Source organism: Pseudomonas sp. GW821-FHT02C04, from assembly GCF_059421845.1.
In genome coordinates this window covers 12,894-30,140 of the sequence record NZ_JBWKVT010000012.1, presented here as the reverse complement: position 1 = coordinate 30,140, position 17,247 = coordinate 12,894, and the positions used below count along the sequence as shown (strand labels likewise).

Annotated in this window: 13 protein-coding genes; 6 read left to right on the top strand and 7 right to left on the bottom strand. The window is 60.7% G+C overall.

Annotated features, from left to right (window positions below):
* Positions 1-7 precede the first annotated feature (7 nt).
* The gene (locus tag AC07VV_RS29055; RefSeq protein ID WP_495038201.1) at positions 8-1,549 is read left to right on the top strand and encodes an alkaline phosphatase D family protein; all 1,542 of its coding nucleotides are present in this window, start codon (positions 8-10) and stop codon (positions 1,547-1,549) included.
* A gap of 45 nt (positions 1,550-1,594) precedes the next feature.
* Here AC07VV_RS29055 and AC07VV_RS29050 read toward each other — a convergent pair whose 3' ends face one another.
* Positions 1,595-4,123: a PepSY domain-containing protein gene (locus tag AC07VV_RS29050; RefSeq protein WP_495038200.1), complete on the bottom strand. Its 2,529-nt coding sequence runs from the start codon at positions 4,121-4,123 to the stop codon at positions 1,595-1,597.
* Between the two features lie 132 nt (positions 4,124-4,255).
* Positions 4,256-6,586, bottom strand: a complete 2,331-nt coding sequence (locus AC07VV_RS29045) for a TonB-dependent receptor (RefSeq protein ID WP_495038199.1) — start codon at positions 6,584-6,586, stop codon at positions 4,256-4,258.
* A gap of 207 nt (positions 6,587-6,793) precedes the next feature.
* On the opposite strand from AC07VV_RS29045, the gene AC07VV_RS29040 reads away from it, so the two are divergent.
* Positions 6,794-7,474 carry a Fe2+-dependent dioxygenase gene (locus AC07VV_RS29040; protein ID WP_085698411.1) on the top strand — a complete coding sequence of 227 codons (681 nt, stop codon included), beginning with the start codon at positions 6,794-6,796 and terminating at the stop codon, positions 7,472-7,474.
* Positions 7,475-8,233, top strand: coding sequence for a tetratricopeptide repeat protein (locus tag AC07VV_RS29035; RefSeq protein WP_495038198.1), 759 nt, complete (start codon positions 7,475-7,477; stop codon positions 8,231-8,233). It abuts the gene before it with no gap.
* Between the two features lie 60 nt (positions 8,234-8,293).
* Here the strand turns inward: AC07VV_RS29035 and AC07VV_RS29030 are convergent, their stop codons facing one another.
* The 5 genes from AC07VV_RS29030 to AC07VV_RS29010 all read right to left on the bottom strand — a co-directional run bounded on the left by AC07VV_RS29030 (position 8,294) and on the right by AC07VV_RS29010 (position 13,461).
* Positions 8,294-9,457 carry a type III PLP-dependent enzyme gene (locus AC07VV_RS29030; protein WP_102619415.1) on the bottom strand — a complete coding sequence of 388 codons (1,164 nt, stop codon included), beginning with the start codon at positions 9,455-9,457 and terminating at the stop codon, positions 8,294-8,296.
* A gap of 581 nt (positions 9,458-10,038) precedes the next feature.
* Positions 10,039-11,193, bottom strand: a complete 1,155-nt coding sequence (locus AC07VV_RS29025; RefSeq protein WP_495038197.1) for an osmoprotectant ABC transporter ATP-binding protein OsmV — start codon at positions 11,191-11,193, stop codon at positions 10,039-10,041.
* Positions 11,190-11,843 carry an ABC transporter permease gene (locus tag AC07VV_RS29020; RefSeq protein WP_085729571.1) on the bottom strand — a complete coding sequence of 218 codons (654 nt, stop codon included), beginning with the start codon at positions 11,841-11,843 and terminating at the stop codon, positions 11,190-11,192. Before AC07VV_RS29020 ends, AC07VV_RS29025 begins: the two co-directional genes overlap by 4 nt.
* Positions 11,844-11,856: 13 nt before the next feature.
* Positions 11,857-12,750, bottom strand: coding sequence for a glycine betaine ABC transporter substrate-binding protein (locus tag AC07VV_RS29015; protein WP_495038196.1), 894 nt, complete (start codon positions 12,748-12,750; stop codon positions 11,857-11,859).
* 21 nt (positions 12,751-12,771) lie between these two features.
* Positions 12,772-13,461, bottom strand: coding sequence for an ABC transporter permease (locus AC07VV_RS29010; RefSeq protein WP_169432591.1), 690 nt, complete (start codon positions 13,459-13,461; stop codon positions 12,772-12,774).
* A 357-nt stretch (positions 13,462-13,818) separates the two neighbouring features.
* Here AC07VV_RS29010 and AC07VV_RS29005 point away from each other — a divergent pair, with 357 nt between their 5' ends.
* The 3 genes from AC07VV_RS29005 to AC07VV_RS28995 all read left to right on the top strand — a co-directional run bounded on the left by AC07VV_RS29005 (position 13,819) and on the right by AC07VV_RS28995 (position 17,186).
* Positions 13,819-15,402 (top strand): peptide chain release factor 3, encoded by a 1,584-nt coding sequence (locus tag AC07VV_RS29005; RefSeq protein WP_096818886.1) that lies wholly within the window; start codon positions 13,819-13,821, stop codon positions 15,400-15,402.
* Between the two features lie 134 nt (positions 15,403-15,536).
* Positions 15,537-16,772: an MFS transporter gene (locus AC07VV_RS29000; protein WP_495038195.1), complete on the top strand. Its 1,236-nt coding sequence runs from the start codon at positions 15,537-15,539 to the stop codon at positions 16,770-16,772.
* Between the two features lie 156 nt (positions 16,773-16,928).
* On the top strand, positions 16,929-17,186 hold the full coding sequence (locus AC07VV_RS28995; protein WP_495038194.1) for a hypothetical protein: 258 nt from the start codon (positions 16,929-16,931) through the stop codon (positions 17,184-17,186).
* The last annotated feature ends 61 nt before the right edge of the window (positions 17,187-17,247 follow it).

The window sequence follows — 17,247 nt, the reverse complement described above, 5'->3', positions numbered from 1 at the left end:
GAACAGCATGAGCGATTTCAACCTCGGTCGCCGGCGCGTGATGCAAGTGGTCGGCGCCGGTTTGCTGATGCCAGGGCTGGCGCCGGCCGTGATCGCATCGGTCAAGGATCGACCGCAACTCACCGACGGCGTGCAGTCCGGCGATTTGCAGGGCGATCGGGCGATGATCTGGAGCCGCAGCGATCGTCCGGCGCGGATGGTGGTGGAGTGGGACACCCGCAGTCAGTTCCGCCATCCGCGACGCGTCATCTCCGCTTTGGCCGACGCGCGCAGCGATTTCACCGCCCGCGTCGAACTCACCGGGTTGCCCGCTGATCAGGCGATTTTCTACCGCGTGTATTTCAAGGACGCCCAGACTGGTGTTGCCAGCGAACCGTGGCTCGGCCACTTGCGCAGTGCACCGACCGCACGGCGCAATATTCGCTTCGTCTGGAGCGGCGACACCGTCGGCCAGGGCTTCGGCATCAACCCCGATATCGGCGGCATGCGCATCTACGAATCCATGCGCATGCGCTTGCCGGACTTCTTTATCCACAGCGGCGACACCATCTACGCCGACGGCCCGGTGCCGGCGCAACTGACCACTGAGGGTGGCCGGATCTGGCGCAACCTCACCACCGAAGCCAAGAGCAAGGTCGCCCAGACCCTCGACGATTATCGCGGCAATTACCGCTACAACCTGATGGACGAAAACATCCGCCGCTTCAACGCCGAAGTGCCGCAGATCTGGCAGTGGGATGACCATGAAGTGGTCAACAACTGGTCGCCGGGCAAACAACTCGACGAGCGTTATCAGGAGAAAGATATCCACACCCTGGTCGGGCGTGCGCGCAAGGCCTGGCTCGAATATTCGCCGATGCGTTTGCAGGCCGCCGATGGCGGCGGGCGGATCTATCGCAAGCTGAGCTACGGGCCGATGCTCGATGTGTTCGTGCTCGACATGCGCAGCTATCGCGGCGCCAACGACGACAACCTCGGGGCGGAAAAACCGTTCCTCGGGCGCGAACAATTGAACTGGCTCAAGCGCGGATTGAAGGCATCGAAAGCCCAGTGGAAAGTCATTGCTGCCGACATGCCGATCGGCCTTGGCGTGCCGGACGGCGAAGTCAGCCCCGGTGTGCCGCGTTGGGAAGCCGTGGCCAACGGCGACCCCGGCCCGGCTCAGGGACGTGAACTGGAAATCGCCGAATTGCTGGGCTTTCTGCGGGCGCAGCAGGTGCGCAATTTCGTGTTCCTGACGGCGGACGTGCACTACTGCGCGGCGCATCACTATCACCCGGATCGCGCAGCGTTCCAGGATTTCGAACCGTTCTGGGAGTTTGTCGCAGGGCCTCTGAACGCCGGGAGTTTCGGGCCCAATCCGCTGGACAAGACCTTCGGCCCGGAAGTGGTGTTCCAGAAAGCACCGCCGACGCAAAACGCTTCACCGTTTGCCGGGTTTCAGTTTTTTGGCGAGGTGAACATTGAAGGGCAGAGCGGGGAGTTGAGTGTGGTTTTGCGGGATCTGGATGGGGTGGCGGTGTTTGAGCAGAAGCTGCAGCCGGTCTGATCACACAATACTGAAGGAGCCGGCAAGCCGGCTCCTTCAGACGGGTCAGTAAACGTCGCGACGATAGCGACCTTGCTCGATCAGGCGTTCAACTTCGACGGCCCCCAGCACTTCATTAAGCACCTGGTCGACACCGGATGCCATGCCTTGAAGGCTGCCGCAGATGTAGATCACGGCCCCGTCCGCCAGCCATTTCTTCAGCTCGGCGGCCGATTCGCGCAAGCGATCCTGCACATAGATTTTTTGCGCCTGATCACGCGAGAACGCCAGGTCCAGTCGGGCCAGATCGCCGTTGATCAACCACTCTTCCAGTTCTGCGCGACAGAGGAAATCGTGCTCGCGATTGCGCTCACCGAACAGCAGCCAGTGGCGTTGCTGCCCGTCGGCAATCCGCGCCTTGAGCAAACTGCGCAAGCCGGCAAGCCCGGTGCCGTTGCCCAGCAAGATCATTGGCACCGGCTGGTTCGGCAGATGGAAGCCGCTGTTGCGGCGTACCCGCAGGCTGATGCTGCCACCCACGTTAGCATGCTCGGTCAGCCAGCCGGAGCCGATGCCGAGGGTGCCGTCGCTGTGTTGTTCCTGACGCACGATCAATTCCAGCACGCCGTCGGCGGCAATCGAGGCGATCGAGTATTCGCGCATCGCCAGCGGCACCATCGCATCGACCAGCGCCTGGGCATGCAGGCCCACCAGATGGGCGCGGTGCTCGGGCAACTGGCGGGTAGCGAGGGCCACTTCCAGCGATTCTTCCAGGCCGTTGACCTTCACGCTGGTTTCGCCACGAATGCCGAGGCCGTCGAGGAAATGTTCGATGGCCCACGGGCAGTTGCGTGGTAACACTTCCACCAGATCGCCAGCGAGCCAGCTGCTGGTGTCTGGCGCCGAGAGACCCAGCAGGAAAACCGGTGAACCGCTGCTGTCAGGGTTCATCAGTTCGCGGCGTTCCAGCGTCCAGTTGCTGTAGCTCGGTGCCTGCCAGGTGTCGACCGGTGCTTGCCCGGTGATCAGGCCGAGCTGGGTCTGCCAGTGACGCAGTGCGTAAGGATCACCATTGTCGACCTCCACCGGAGCGAACAGCGTCTTGCCGCCATGCTCGCCCAGCCATTGATGCAGGCGTCGAGCGAAACCGCAGAAGTGCTGATACTGACGGTCGCCGAGACCGAGCACGGCGTAGTTGAGGCTGTCGAGGGTCGAGGCGTTGTTCAGCACTTTGCGTTCGAAGCCGCGTGCGCTGTCCGGCGCTTCGCCGTCGCCGAAGGTGCTGACCACGAACAGCGCGTTGTTCGACTCCTGCAGATCCTGCTCGCTGACATTGGCCAGCGGCTGCACCTTCACCGGCAATCCTGCTGCCTGCAACTGGCCGGCGGTCTGCCACGCCAGTTGCTCGGCAAAACCGCTCTGGCTGGCGAAGCCGATCAGCCACGCCGGGGTGTCGCTGGCCGGTTGCTCGAGGCCTTGGCGGGCATCCTTGATCTGCTTTTTCTTGCGTCGGCGATCCAGGTACAACAGCCAGCCGGTAATGAAGAACAGCGGCATCAACACCGCTGCGACGGTCACGATGATTCGCCCGACCAGACCGAAATAGCTGCCGACGTGCAGCGCGTAAATGCTGGTCAGCAACTGCGCCTTGAAGCTCTTGTCGGCGTAGCGGTCGACGCGTTTGACGACGCCGGTGGCCGGGTCGAGGGTGATCTGGTTCAGCGCCCGCTCGTGGGGCGAGCTGTCGAGCAGATAGAACACGGTCGCCGGTTGGCCGGCCACTGGCGGCATGCGGATGTTGTAGGAGGCGAGGCCTGGACCTGCGGAGCTGTAGATGCTGACCCACATGGCGGCGTAATCGGCGGTCGGCGCCGGGCCTTCAGGTGCCGGGCCGCGTCCGCCGCGCACGCGTTCGTTCTGCGGCGCATCGGAAAGCAGTCTGGTCAGGCCTTTGTTGTACCACTCGTAGGACCAGGACAGACCGGTCAGCGCCAGCAGCAGGTAAACCAGCATGCACCAGGTGCCGAACACCGAGTGCAAATCCCAGTTGAAGCTGCGGCCCTTTTTCTTCCAGTCGAGGGTCAGCCATACGCGCCAGCTGTTCCACTGGCGTGGCCAGCGCAGGTACAGGCCGGACAGGCAGAAGAACAGCAGCATCAGGGTGCAGGCGCCGGTGATGTTGCGACCAGTGTCGCCCATGGCGAGGAACCGGTGCAGCTGCAGCATCAGGCCGAAGAAGTCCTGGCCGGTGGCCTCGCCCTTGAACTCGGCGGTGTAGGGATCGAAGTAGCGCATCTCGCCACGGCGCTCACCTTTCGGCGGGGTGAACCAGACGCGCCCGGCGCTGCCACTCTCGGTCTCGACGGAGAGCATCGAGACTTTCTTGCCCGAGGCTGCTTCGATCTGCGCCACCAGGTCGGCGGGCGGCAGGACGCCGGCCACCTGCTTCTCCACCTGCAACACGGAGGGGTTGAGGGCTTTCAGGATCTCGTCCTGAAACGAATAGGCAGCGCCGGTGATGCCCATCAGGGCCAGCACCAGCCCGGCAGTGATGCCAAAAAACCAGTGCAACTGGAACAGGGTTTTCTTCAACACGTCGCTTGCCTTGTCCGTTCGGAAATTGTGTTCACGGCGTGCATTATGCCGTGGCTTATCGAGAAACGTTCTTTATTACGCACAAAAGCCCCGTTCAAGTGAATGAACGGGGCCCGAGGCTTCCGGCTTCTATCAGAAGTGGAAGTTGGTGCTCAGCAATGCCGTACGGCCCGCCGCCTGGTTGGCGAAGTGAGTCGAGAAGGCCTTGTCGTAGTAGGTTTCGTTGGTCAGGTTCTGCACGTTCAGTTGCAGGTCGACGTTCTTGGTCAGCTTGTACGCAGCCATCGCGTCGTAGCGAACGTAGGAATCGACCATGGTGGTGTTGGCCACGCTGCCGAACACGTCATCCACGTAGAACGCACCGCCACCGATGGTCAGCTTCGGCGTGACCTGGTAAGTGGTCCACAGGCTGGCGCTGTTTTTCGGCGTGTTTGGCAGTTCATTACCGTTGTTGGCTTTGTTGGCCGGCAGGTCACCACCGTCAACCTGTTCGCTGTCCATGTAGGCGTAACCGGCGAACACTTGCCACTTGTCGGTGATCTTGCCGCTGGCCGACAGTTCGATACCTTGTACACGAGTCTTGCCGGCGTTTTCGTACGACGTGGTATCAACCTGGACACGAGCGTTTTCTTTCTCGGTGCGGAAGATGTCGGCGGTCAGCGACAGGCGATCGTTCAACAGATCCCACTTGGTGCCGATTTCGTAGTTCTTGGTGGTTTCCGGCTCCATGTCGCTCTTGAGCAGGTTGCCATTGCGATCCGGCGTGCCGCCCAGCGGGTTGCCGTCCATGCCTTCGCCCAGGGTGTTGCCCGGTGGCGTGGCGGAGGTGGCGTAGGACGCGTAAATGCTGCCGTTCTCTGCCGGTTTGTAGACGATGCCGAACTGACCGGTGACGAACTCGCTGGTGTCCGCACCTTTGGCGGTGGTGGTGCCAGCGTTGTTGTAAGTGTGGTAGCCGGTCTCGAAGTGGTCGTAACGCAGGCCCATATTCACCAGCCATTGCTGGGACAGTTCCAGGGTGTCGAACACATACAGCGCGTAAGTATCGGACTGGGTGTCGGTGCCGGCGTAGTTGCGCGAAATGGCGCCGTTCCACGGATCGTTCGGGTTCGGGTTCGACAGCGAGGTGCAGTTGTAGCCGCTCGACGCGCCGATCATCGACGGGGTGCAGTTGGTGCTGGACGGCACATTGGTGGTGCGCGGCGTAGTATCGGTGTTGACGTTGTACGAGGACTTCCGGCTTTCCTCACGGGTGTATTCGACACCGGTGGAGAAGCTGTTCTTGAAGCCTGCAACGTAGAAGTTACCGAACAGGTCAGTCTGGTTGGTGGTGGTCTCGGTGTTGCTCACGCGAGTGTTCGCACGACGCCAGACGCTGCCGTTGTTGACGTTGCCCTTGCTGTCGTCCGGCTGGGTCAGGATGTAATCCTGCATGCTGGTGCCGTGACGCAGGGTGTTCTTGATGGTCAGCGAGTCATTCAGGTCATGCTCGATGGCGAACGTCGCGGTGTCGGTGCGGCCCTTGCGGAAGTCGCGACCGTCCAGACCGTAGAAGTTGCTGTGATCGCCACCGGAGTACGGCTTGTCCGGGTTGGACTTGGTACGTGCAGCCGAGCCGGCAGCCGGGATGGTGTACGGGATGCCCGAGTCCGGCGTGTCGTTGCTTTCGAGATGGTAGTAGTCGAGGTTGACGCGAGTATCGGTGCCCAGGCCGAAGGCCAGGGATGGCGCGATGCCCCAGCGGTCGTAGTCGACGCTGTCGCGACCAGCGACGTTGCTCTCGTGGCTCATCAGGTTCAGACGGCCGGCAGCGGTGTCGCTGAACTGGTAGTTGCCATCCATTGTGTAACGCTGGGTCTGGTCGGAACCCCAGGTGAAACCACCGTCGAACGAGTTGCCCAGGTGCGCTTTCTTGCTCACCAGGTTGATGCTGCCGCCCGCCGCGCCGCGACCGCCGATGGCGGAGTTCGGACCCTTGCTGACTTCGATGTTTTCTACGGCGAAGATCTCGCGGCTCTGCGAACCGGTGTCGCGCACGCCGTCGAGGTAAGTGTCGCCCTGGGCGTCGAAACCACGGATGAACGGACGGTCGCCCTGCGGGTTGCCGCCTTCACCGGCACCGAAGGTGATGCCCGGTACGGTGCGCAGCGCGTCCTGCATGTTCAGGGCGCCGGTGTCCTTCAGGACTTGTTGCGGAATAACGGTGACCGAGCGCGGCGTATCGACCAGCGGCGCGGTGTACTTGGGCGAGGAGGCTTTCTCGACCTGGTAGGACGTCGAGTCCTGGGCTTCGCCGGTGATGGCGGTGGCGTCCAGGGCGATGGCATTGCCGGAGGCTTTGCTGTCGGTCTTTTCAGCGGCGAACACCATGTGGCCAGCGGAGCCAGCGGTGATTGCCACACCGATGGCGGAAGCGAGCAGACGTGGTGAACTGACCGGTAATTGTGCTTGTTGACGTGCCATTTTTATTCCCCTCCCCAAGGATTTGAGGCGGCGGAATATAGGGTAAACAGGTATTCGTATCAATTGCGAAACATTGCTATCCGCACTGAATTTACATTCTTTACAATTTAACCTTACGGTTTTTGCCAGTTCATTCGTCTAGCGGGTTTTACACAGCCAATAAGAATCAATACCATTGCCGCCTCTTTGCCATCAGGTGACTTCGACATGCTGCTGCACATCCCCGCTCTGTTCGAGAAAGACGAAGTGCGGCGCATCCGCGAGGCTCTGGAACAGGCCGACTGGGCCGATGGCAAGATCACCGCCGGCTATCAATCGGCCAAGGCCAAGCACAATCTGCAACTGCCCGAAGGCCATCCGCTGGCCAAGGAAATCGGCGCCGCGATGCTTGAGCGCCTGTGGAAAAATCCGCTGTTCATGTCCGCCGCGCTGCCGCACAAGGTATTTCCGCCGTTACTCAACTGCTACACGGCGGGTGGCAGTTTCGATTTCCACATCGACAACGCCGTGCGCCAGCCCAAGGGCAGCATCGAGCGGGTACGCACCGATCTGTCGGCCACGCTGTTTTTCAGCGAACCCGAGGACTACGACGGCGGCGAGCTGGAAATCCAGGACACCTTCGGCACCCAGCGCGTGAAACTGCCCGCCGGCGACATGGTGCTTTACCCCGGCACCAGCCTGCATAAAGTCAACGCGGTGACTCGTGGCGCTCGGTATGCCTCGTTCTTCTGGACCCAAAGTCTGGTGCGCGAAGACAGTCAGCGCGCGTTGCTGTTCGAGATGGACGGCGCGATCCAGCAGCTGACGCAGGACATGCCCGATCACCCTTCGCTGATCCGCCTCACCGGCACCTATCACAACCTGTTGCGTCGCTGGGTCGAGGTATAAGTGGCGGACTTTCGTTTGCGCCGCGAGGAAGTCCTCGACGGCGAGCGCCTCACCGCCATGCTTGAAGAAAGTCCGGCCCGTGCGGCTCAGGCGATTCTGATGGCGGCAGGTGAGGGCGTGCTCGAAGCGCAGGCGCTGCTCGGGCAGATTCTGCTTGATGGTCATGGGATTGCTCAGGATCAACCGCTGGCATTGCGCTGGTTTGAAATCGCCGCAGGGCAAGGTCATTTGATGGCGCGCAACATGCTCGGTCGCTGTCATGAACACGGATGGGGTTGTGTGGCCGACGCGGCGGTTGCCGCCAGGCATTATCGCGTTGCAGCGGATGCCGGGCTGGATTGGGCGATGTACAACCTCGCCAATCTGCTCGCGACCGGGCGCGGTGTCGTTGTCGATCATCTACAGGCCATGGCGTTTTATCAACGCGCGGCCGAGGCCGGTCATGCCAAGTCGATGAACCTGCTCGGACGTTATCTGGAAGAGGGGCAAGTGTGCCCGGCGAATCCCGCAGCGGCCCGTGACTGGTATCGACGCTCTGCCGAGGGCGGGGACTTTCGCGGGCAGTTCAGTTATGCAGCGGTACTGGCGGCTGAGGGGCGCGTTGATGATGCGTTGGCCTGGCTGGAGAAAGCGCTGGCCGGCGGCAACCTGAATTTCCTGCGAGTGGCGAGCCAGACGCTGGCGAGCGCAACCGATCCGAGAATCCAGGCACTGGCGCAGGCATACGCTCACCGTTGCGCCGAGTTACAGAGCACCTGAATCGCAGCCACAAAAAAGCCCATGACACGTCATGGGCTTTTTGCATTACGGCAGCAACGCTTACACGTAGAACGACTTCAGCGGCGGGAAGCCATTGAACTCTACGGCGCTGTAACTGGTGGTGTACGCACCGGTCGACAGCCAGTACAGGCGATCACCGATCGCCAGGTTCAGCGGCAGGCCGTACTTGTAGTTTTCGTACATGATGTCGGCGCTGTCGCAGGTCGGGCCGGCGATCACGACTTCTTCCATCTCGCCTTTCTTCTCGGTCCAGATCGGGAACTTGATCGCTTCGTCCATGGTTTCGATCAGGCCGGAGAACTTGCCCACATCGGTATAAACCCAACGCTCGACGGCGGTACGGGATTTACGCGCGACCAGCACCACTTCGCTGACCAGGATACCGGCGTTGGCGATCAGCGAACGGCCCGGTTCCAGAATGATTTCCGGCAGGTCATCACCGAAGTCTTCCTTCAGGAAACGGATGATTTCTTCGGCATAGGTTTCCAGGCTGTTGGTGCGGGTGATGTAGTTGGCCGGGAAGCCACCGCCCATGTTGATCAGCTTCAGGTGGATGCCGTCTTCTTCTTTCAGGCGCTCGAAGATCACTTTGACCTTGGCGATCGCCGCGTCCCAGACGCTGATGTCGCGCTGTTGCGAACCGACGTGGAACGAGATGCCGTAAGGCACCAGGCCCAGGTCGCGGGCGAGGATCAGCAGGTCCATGGCCATGTCAGTCTGGCAGCCGAATTTGCGCGACAGTGGCCAGTCAGCCGTGGTCGAGCCTTCGGTCAGGATGCGCACGTAGATTTTCGAGCCCGGCGCAGCCTTGGCGATGTTGCGCAGGTCGGCTTCGGAGTCGGTGGAGAACAGACGCACGCCCTTCTCGTAGAAGTAGCGGATGTCCTTGGATTTCTTGATGGTGTTGCCGTAGCTGATGCGGTCCGGGCTGACGCCACGGCCCAGCACTTTGTCAAGCTCATAGATCGAGGCGATGTCGAAGCTCGACCCTTTCTCTTTGAGCAGGTCGATGATCTCGACGGCCGGGTTGGCCTTGACCGCGTAGTAGACCTTGGCGAATTCGAAACCGGCGCGCAGGTCATCGTAGGCCTGGGCGATCATCGCGGTGTCGATCACCACGAACGGGGTTTCCTGTTTGTCGGCGAACGCCTTCATTTTGTCAAAAGTGGCGCGCGCGAAATAGTCTTCGACCTGGATCGACATGCTGGGAGCTCCTATGGGCAAACTCGTAAAAACAATGGGTGCAAATGAACGCCCTCCGTATCCCCACTTTGGTTCGCCTACTTCCCAAGGCATGTCGCCGAAAGCAAAAAGGCCATGGGTCGCTGCCCTTGGCCTTGCTGTCTCGTCGTCAGTACTTGAGCCGGATGGATCGTTTCCAGCATGGACGTTCGGCGCGAACTTTAGGGCGTGAGGGGCCTGAGATCAACTAAAAATGTCGCGTTTTTGCACGCTTCTGACGTGCGTCGCGGATATCACTCTTTGTAGCCGACCGAGATGACGGTCAGATGTTCCGCAATAATTTTCAGGTGTTAAAAATACCTGCACGTTCGATGCTGATGTGTGCCAAGTCATGGATAAGTGTGATCACTTCAACATCGGCGACGTTGGCGGCGAGAAGGGCAGATGAGGGGGAAGTTGCTGGTTGAGACTGATAAAGTCGGCCGGGTTCGGCCCTCTGATGTGTTGATATTTCTTGCCGGCTCATCGTTGGCAAAAAAATCCCGGCGTTGAGGATCCGGCGGTCGAAAAAAAGGGCTGTCGAACAGCCCTTTTGTTTTTGATCAGGCCACTGCCTCGGCCGGTGACACAATATTGGTCTTCATTCCGCGCGATCGACCCGAGCTCAGGTACGCCGCAATCGACTCCTGAGTGACCTCCCCGAGGAACACTCGCTCGGCATCCATCACTGGCAACCATGCCCGATTGAACTCGTACATCCGCGACAGAAGGATGCGCAAATGCTCGTCGTACGCCGCGGTGGCGTTGAACTCCCGCAGGAACTGCGCACAGGTCCCGGTCTGACGGTGCAAGTCGCGACGTCGTACATACCCCAGTGCTTTGTTCTCGGAGCAGGTGACCACGACATAGCGGCGGTCATGCTCGTCCATCAACTCCAGCGCATCGGCCACCGGAGTTCCCGGGCTAACCGATGGCGCGTTGTCCGCCGCGTCTTCGGCTTTCACCAGCAGCAGGCGTTTGAGCGTGCTGTCCTGGCCGACGAAATTGCTGACGAAGTCGTCCGCCGGATGAGCGAGCAGGGTGTCCGGGTGATCGATCTGCAACAGCTTGCCGGCGCGGAAGATGGCGATCTTGTCGCCGAGCTTGATCGCTTCGTCGATGTCGTGGCTGACCATGATCACGGTCTTGTTCAGCGCGCGCTGCATTTCGAAGAACTCGTTCTGGATCATTTCGCGGTTGATCGGATCGACCGCGCCGAACGGCTCGTCCATCAGCAACAGCGGTGCATCCGCCGCCAGTGCGCGGATCACGCCGATCCGTTGCTGCTGACCGCCGGACAATTCACGCGGATAGCGATGCAGATACTGTTTGGGCTCAAGCTTGATCATGCTCATCAGTTCGCGGGCGCGGTCGTGGCATTTCTGTTTGTCCCAGCCGAGCAGTTTCGGCACCACCACGATGTTTTCTTCGATGGTCATGTTCGGGAACAGACCGATCTGCTGGATCACGTAGCCGATGTTGCGACGCAGGGTCACTTCGTCGAGGTCGGTGGTGTCTTCGCCGTTGATCAGGATCTTGCCCGAGGTCGGTTTGATCAGGCGGTTGATCATTTTCAGCGTGGTGCTTTTGCCGCAGCCCGATGGCCCGAGGAATACGCAGATTTCGCCTTCATTGACGGTCAGGCTCACCGAGTCCACGGCTTTCACATCTTTGCCGTTGCTTTGGAAGGTCTTGCTGAGGTTTTGAAGTTCGATCATTTGAGTAATCCTTTTGGAGTCAAAGAGCGTTGCAGCCACTGCAAAAACAGGTCGGCGAAGATCGCCAGAAGACTGACCAGCAGCGCGCCGACGATGAGCATCGACATGTCACTGCGGCTGATGGAGGCGAGGATCAGCACGCCGAGGCCGCCGGCACCGATGGTCGCGGCGATGGTCATCACGCCGATGTTCATCACCACGGCGGTGCGCACGCCGGCGAGGATCACCGGCACCGCAATCGGCAACTCGACCATGCGCAGGCGCTGGCCGAAGGTCATGCCGATGCCGCGTGCGGCTTCGCGGATGCCCGGCTCGACACCGGTCAGGGCGAGGTAGGTGTTGCGCATGATCGGCAGCAGTGAATAAAGGAACACGGCGGTGATCGCCGGCATCGGGCCGAGGCCCTGGCCGAATTTCGAGTAGAACGGCAGCAGCAGGCCGAACAGGGCAATCGACGGCACGGTCAGCAGCACCGTGGCGCTGGCTTGCAACGGGCCCGCGAGGCTCGGGAAACGCGTCATCAGGATGCCTAGCGGCACGCCGATGAGGATCGCCAGGCTGACGGCGATGCCGACCAGGGTGATGTGTTGCCAGGTCAGGTGCATCACCTGCTGCCAGTCGAGGTGGGAAAAGGCGTTCAGGAATTCCATGACTTTTCCTCCTTTAGTTCAGTGGATGCTGGCGCAGGAAATCGGCAGCAACTTTCGACGGGCTCTCGTGATCGACATCGACCCGCGCATTGAGCTGGCGCATGGTTTCGTCGTCGAACAGTTCGGCCAGCGGCTTGAGTTGTTCCGCCAGTTGCGGGTGGGCGTCGAGGTAGGCCTGACGCACGACTGGCGCAGCGGTGTAGTCCGGGAAGTAATGCTTGTCGTCTTCGAGCAGCTTCAGGCCGAACGCGTTGAGGCGACCGTCAGTGGTGTAGACCAGACCGGCAAACACTTGCCCGTTGCGCAGTGCGGTGTAGACCAGCCCCGCGTCCATCTGCCGGATGTTCTGGCGGGTCAGGTTCATGTCGTAGAGCTTGACCATGCCGTCCAGACCGTCCGAACGGTTGGCGAACTCGGTGTCCAGCGCGACCAGGTGATTGCGCTTGGCTTCGTTACGCAGCACGTCGTTCAACTGACTGATGTTGCTGATCTGCGGGTATTCCTCGGCGATGTTTTTCGGCAGGGCGAGGGCGTAGGTGTTGCTGAATTTCGATGGTGTCAGCCAGACCAGGCCTTTTTTCGCGTCGAGTTCTTTCACCCGGGCGTAGGACTGTTCGCTGTCGAGTTTTTCGGTGACATGGTTGTAGGCCACCAGCGATACGCCGGTGTATTCCCAGAGCATGTCCAGTTGCCCGCTTTCGTGGGCGCTGCGGGCCAGGTTGCTGCCCAGACCACCGGTGATCTGCGCGTCGTAGCCTTTGCTGCGCAGGTATTGCGCGGTGATTTCCGCGAGCAGGGTCTGCTCGGTGAATACCCGGGCGCCGAGGCGAATGAGCGGCTTGTCCGCCGCCTGGGCAAATCCTGCGAACAGCAGGGCACAGCTCAGAATCAAACTAAGTCGTTTCATGAATATTCCTTTGCCGAAGCCTTAAGACGGGCGCAAACCGCGCTCCAGCCAGAGACGGCTGGCGAGGGTGACCACGCCATCGAGCAGCAGGGCCAGCAGCGCGGTGCACGCGGCGCCGAGCAGCAGTTGCGGCTGATTGTTCAGGGCGATGCCGGGGAAAATCAGGCTGCCGAGGCTGTTGGCGCCGATCAGGAAGGCCAGCGGCGCAGTACCGACATTGATCGCCAGCGCCACGCGCACACCGCCGACAATGATCGGCACGGCGTTGGGCAACTCGACTTGCCACAGCACCTGGCGCGGGGTCATGCCGATGCCGACGGCGGCTTCTTTGAGTGAGCCCTGGACGTTTTTCAGGCCTTCGTAGGTGTTGCGCACAATCGGCAAAAGCGAGGCGAGGAACAGGGCGAAGATCGCCGGGCCGCTGCCAATGCCGAGAATCCCCAGGGCAATCGCGAGCACGGCCAGCGGTGGCACGGTGTTGCCGATATTGAAGATCTGCATGAAGCGTTCGGCGCGGCCGACCATGGTCGGGCGGCTCAGGAAGATACCGGCGGGGATGCCCACGACAAGGGCGGCCAGCATTGAAGCGAGGACGAGAATCAGATGAGCTTGCAGGTAAAACAACAAATCGTCGCGGTAGTGTTCGATCGTGTTGATGCCGATCCAGTGGACCAGCAGGGCCAGGAGCGCGATCACCACCGCACCTCCCATCAGCCCTTTGCCATAGCGGATAGCCACAGGCGGACTCCTTTTTTATAGTCGGCGAACGCCGTCCCGAGTGGCATGCCATGCCTGGCTGCCGGGAAAATAACGTTCGCGAGAAGCAGCTCCCCCAGCACCGGCAACAGCGGTCTGAAAGCGAGCCATGAGCGCAGCCTCGTCAGGCTAACTTGCTGATTTTTCAGCCCCTGACGAAAAGTCGTAACAGGGGATGGACGTCTCCGTGCTTTAAAAGGTTCCCATCCACGGCAGCATTTGGCCACCCTTAATGTGCTCAACGGTTCGGTTATTGCGTTGACTTGGGCTATAATCGCGGCCCTTTTTTGAATCACCGCCAGGCGATTTCCTATGACCAACCAGGCCGCCGAAGTCGCGAAACGCCGCACTTTCGCCATTATTTCCCACCCCGATGCCGGTAAAACCACCATCACCGAAAAGCTCTTGCTGATGGGCAAGGCGATTGCGGTGGCCGGTACGGTGAAATCCCGTAAATCCGACCGCCACGCGACATCCGACTGGATGGAGATGGAAAAGCAGCGGGGCATCTCGATTACCACGTCGGTCATGCAGTTCCCGTATCGCGAACACATGATCAACCTGCTCGACACCCCGGGCCACGAAGACTTCTCCGAAGATACTTACCGCACCCTGACGGCGGTGGACTCGGCCTTGATGGTCCTCGACGGCGGTAAGGGTGTAGAGCCACGTACCATCGCGCTGATGGACGTCTGCCGTCTGCGTGACACGCCGATTGTCAGCTTCATCAACAAACTCGACCGTGACATCCGCGACCCGATCGAACTGCTCGACGAGATCGAAGCCGTCCTGAAGATCAAGGCTGCGCCGATCACCTGGCCGATCGGTTGCTACCGCGACTTCAAGGGCGTGTACCACCTGGCCGACGACTACATCATTGTCTACACCGCCGGTCACGGTCACGAACGCACCGAAACCAAGATCATCGAGAAGCTCGACTCCGACGAAGCCCGCGCACACCTGGGCGACGAGTACGATCGTTTCCTCGAACAGCTGGAACTGGTGCAGGGCGCCTGCCACGAGTTCAACCAGCAGGAGTTCCTCGACGGTCAGCTGACCCCGGTGTTCTTCGGTACGGCACTGGGCAACTTCGGTGTCGATCACGTGCTCGACGCCGTGGTCGACTGGGCGCCGCGCCCGCTGGCCCGTGTGGCCAACGAGCGTACTGTGGAGCCGGTGGAAGAGAAGTTCTCGGGCTTCATCTTCAAGATCCAGGCGAACATGGACCCGAAACACCGCGACCGCATCGCCTTCATGCGTATCTGCTCCGGCAAGTACGAAAAAGGCATGAAGATGCGCCACGTGCGTACCGGCAAGGACGTGCGCATCGGCGACGCCCTGACGTTCTTCTCTTCCGAGCGTGAGCAACTGGAAGAGGCGTACGCCGGCGACATCATCGGTCTGCACAACCACGGCACGATCCAGATCGGCGACACCTTCAGCGAAGGCGAAAGCCTGGGCTTCACCGGTATCCCGCACTTCGCCCCGGAACTGTTCCGCCGCGTACGCCTGCGCGATCCGCTGAAATCCAAGCAACTGCGCCAGGGCCTGCAACAGCTGGCCGAAGAAGGCGCGACTCAGGTGTTCTTCCCGGAACGCAGCAACGACATCATCCTCGGCGCCGTCGGTGTGCTGCAGTTCGATGTGGTCGCCAGCCGCCTGAAAGAGGAATACAAGGTCGAGTGCTCCTACGAGCCGATCACCGTGTACTCCGCGCGCTGGATCGAATGCGGCGACAAGAAGAAGCTGGAGGAATTCTCCAACAAGGCTGTGGAAAACCTGGCGCTGGACGGCGGCGGTCACCTGACCTACCTCGCTCCGACCCGTGTCAACCTGGCCCTGATGGAAGAGCGCTGGCCGGACGTGAAATTCCGTGCGACGCGTGAGCACCACTAAGCGCTGACCGGTGACGCCCGAAAGCCCACTGATAAAACAGTGGGCTTTTTTTTGCCTGTTGATTGAGTATGGGCGGGTCCATTTGATCCGGGTGCGAACCTGCGGCGAAGAATGATCAAGGAGGGATCAAGGTAATGACCGGTCGGTTGATTCATCTGCTGCGACTCGACGGTTACTTCAGCACCATGGCCTGGGTGCTGGCGGCGCTGTTGTTCATCAATCGGCTGAGCAGCATGGTCAAGCTGTTCATGGCGCTGTACCTGCGTCAGGAACTGGGCTTCGCCATCGAGACCGTTGGCTGGCTGTTGGCAGTGTACGGCGGCGGGCTGTTGATCGGTTCGATGCTGGGCGGCTTGCTCAGTGACCATATCCGCACCGCTCGGCTGACGGCGGCGCTGTTCTTCGTTTCAGCGTGGGTGCTGCTCGGGCTCGGGCTGGTCACGCAAGTGCCGTTGCTGGCCGGGCTGCTGTTGCTCAGCGGTACGATCGACGGCGCGATCCGCACGCTGCATCAACGCTTGATCATGGAATATTGCGAGGTTGCGCAACGCCCACGGGCGCAGGCCTTGAGCCGTATCGCGCGAAACCTCGGGATGGCCGCCGCCGGTATCGCGGGCGGTGTGCTGGCGCAGACGGATTTTCGCTGGGTGTTCTTCATCAGTGCGGCGCTGACGCTGGTGGCGTTGCTCTGGTTTGTCCGCACGACCTGGCGGCGACCGGTTCTTGTCCCGCATGAAACACCTGCGGCGCAGATTGGCTCCGGCCTGCCGTATCGCGACAAGCCATTCCTCTGGCTGCTGGCGGCGACCGTCCTGCTCGGCATGGCGTTCGACACGGTCTACAGCACGCTCGGCAACTATTTGCGCGATTACTATCGCTTGAGTACCGAGGCCATTGGCTGGCAGTTCGCGATCAACGCAGTCCTTGTCGTGGCGCTGCAGATTCCAATCTCGCATTGGGGCGAACGCTGGGGCTCGTGCCGGCCATTGATTGCCGGCTGCATACTGCTGGCGGTCGGGCTGGGCATGTTGCCGCTGGGTTCCGGTTTGTTTTATGCCTGCCTGTCGACAGTGGTCTGGACCCTTGGTGAAGCGCTGTTCATGCCGCCGCTGAATGTGCTGGTCATGCAGCATGCGCAAACCGGAAAGAGCGGTCAGTACTTCGGTCTGTTTTTCATGGCCTGGAGTGCGAGCGCGCTGCTGTCACCGGTGCTGAGCGGTCAGCTTTACGGGCAGTTCGGCGGTCACAGCGTCTGGGTGGCCAGTGCGATGCTGGCGCTGATGTCCGTCCCGCTGGTGTATCTGGCGACCCGTTTGCGGGTGACGGGCAAGCAGCCCTTGCAAACCCGCAAGGCCGCCTCGCTTAGCTGATCCGGTTATGGAAGTTATTCGAAAGCGGTCTGTCCACCCGCAGCAATTATGGGCATTGGTTAGCGTCCTATCTGGTGAACCCGGCTGATCGGAACTAGATTTTATTCAGCGCCGGATCGGCACTCTGGCTTCAATCACGAAAGGATGGAAACGCTCATGAGCATTTTTCAACGCATAGTGTTGTTGCTTAAGGTTTTGGTGATGCTGACGCTCGGCACCACGGCGGCTTGGGCGAGTACTGGCGGCCCACCGCAGGGTTTTAACGCTGCCCATGGCCACGCAGCGGTGATCATGCTCGCCAAGTCCGAGTCCGAACCGGGTGATCAGGATCAGGGCGGCAGCAAGGACGATGACGACTCGACCACCGACGAGCCGGATACCGATGATCCGGATGATGGCGATAGCCAGACGTAGATCGCAGACAAAAGAAAACCCCTTCTTCCCCGACTGATGCGCAATCGAAGAAGAAGAGGTT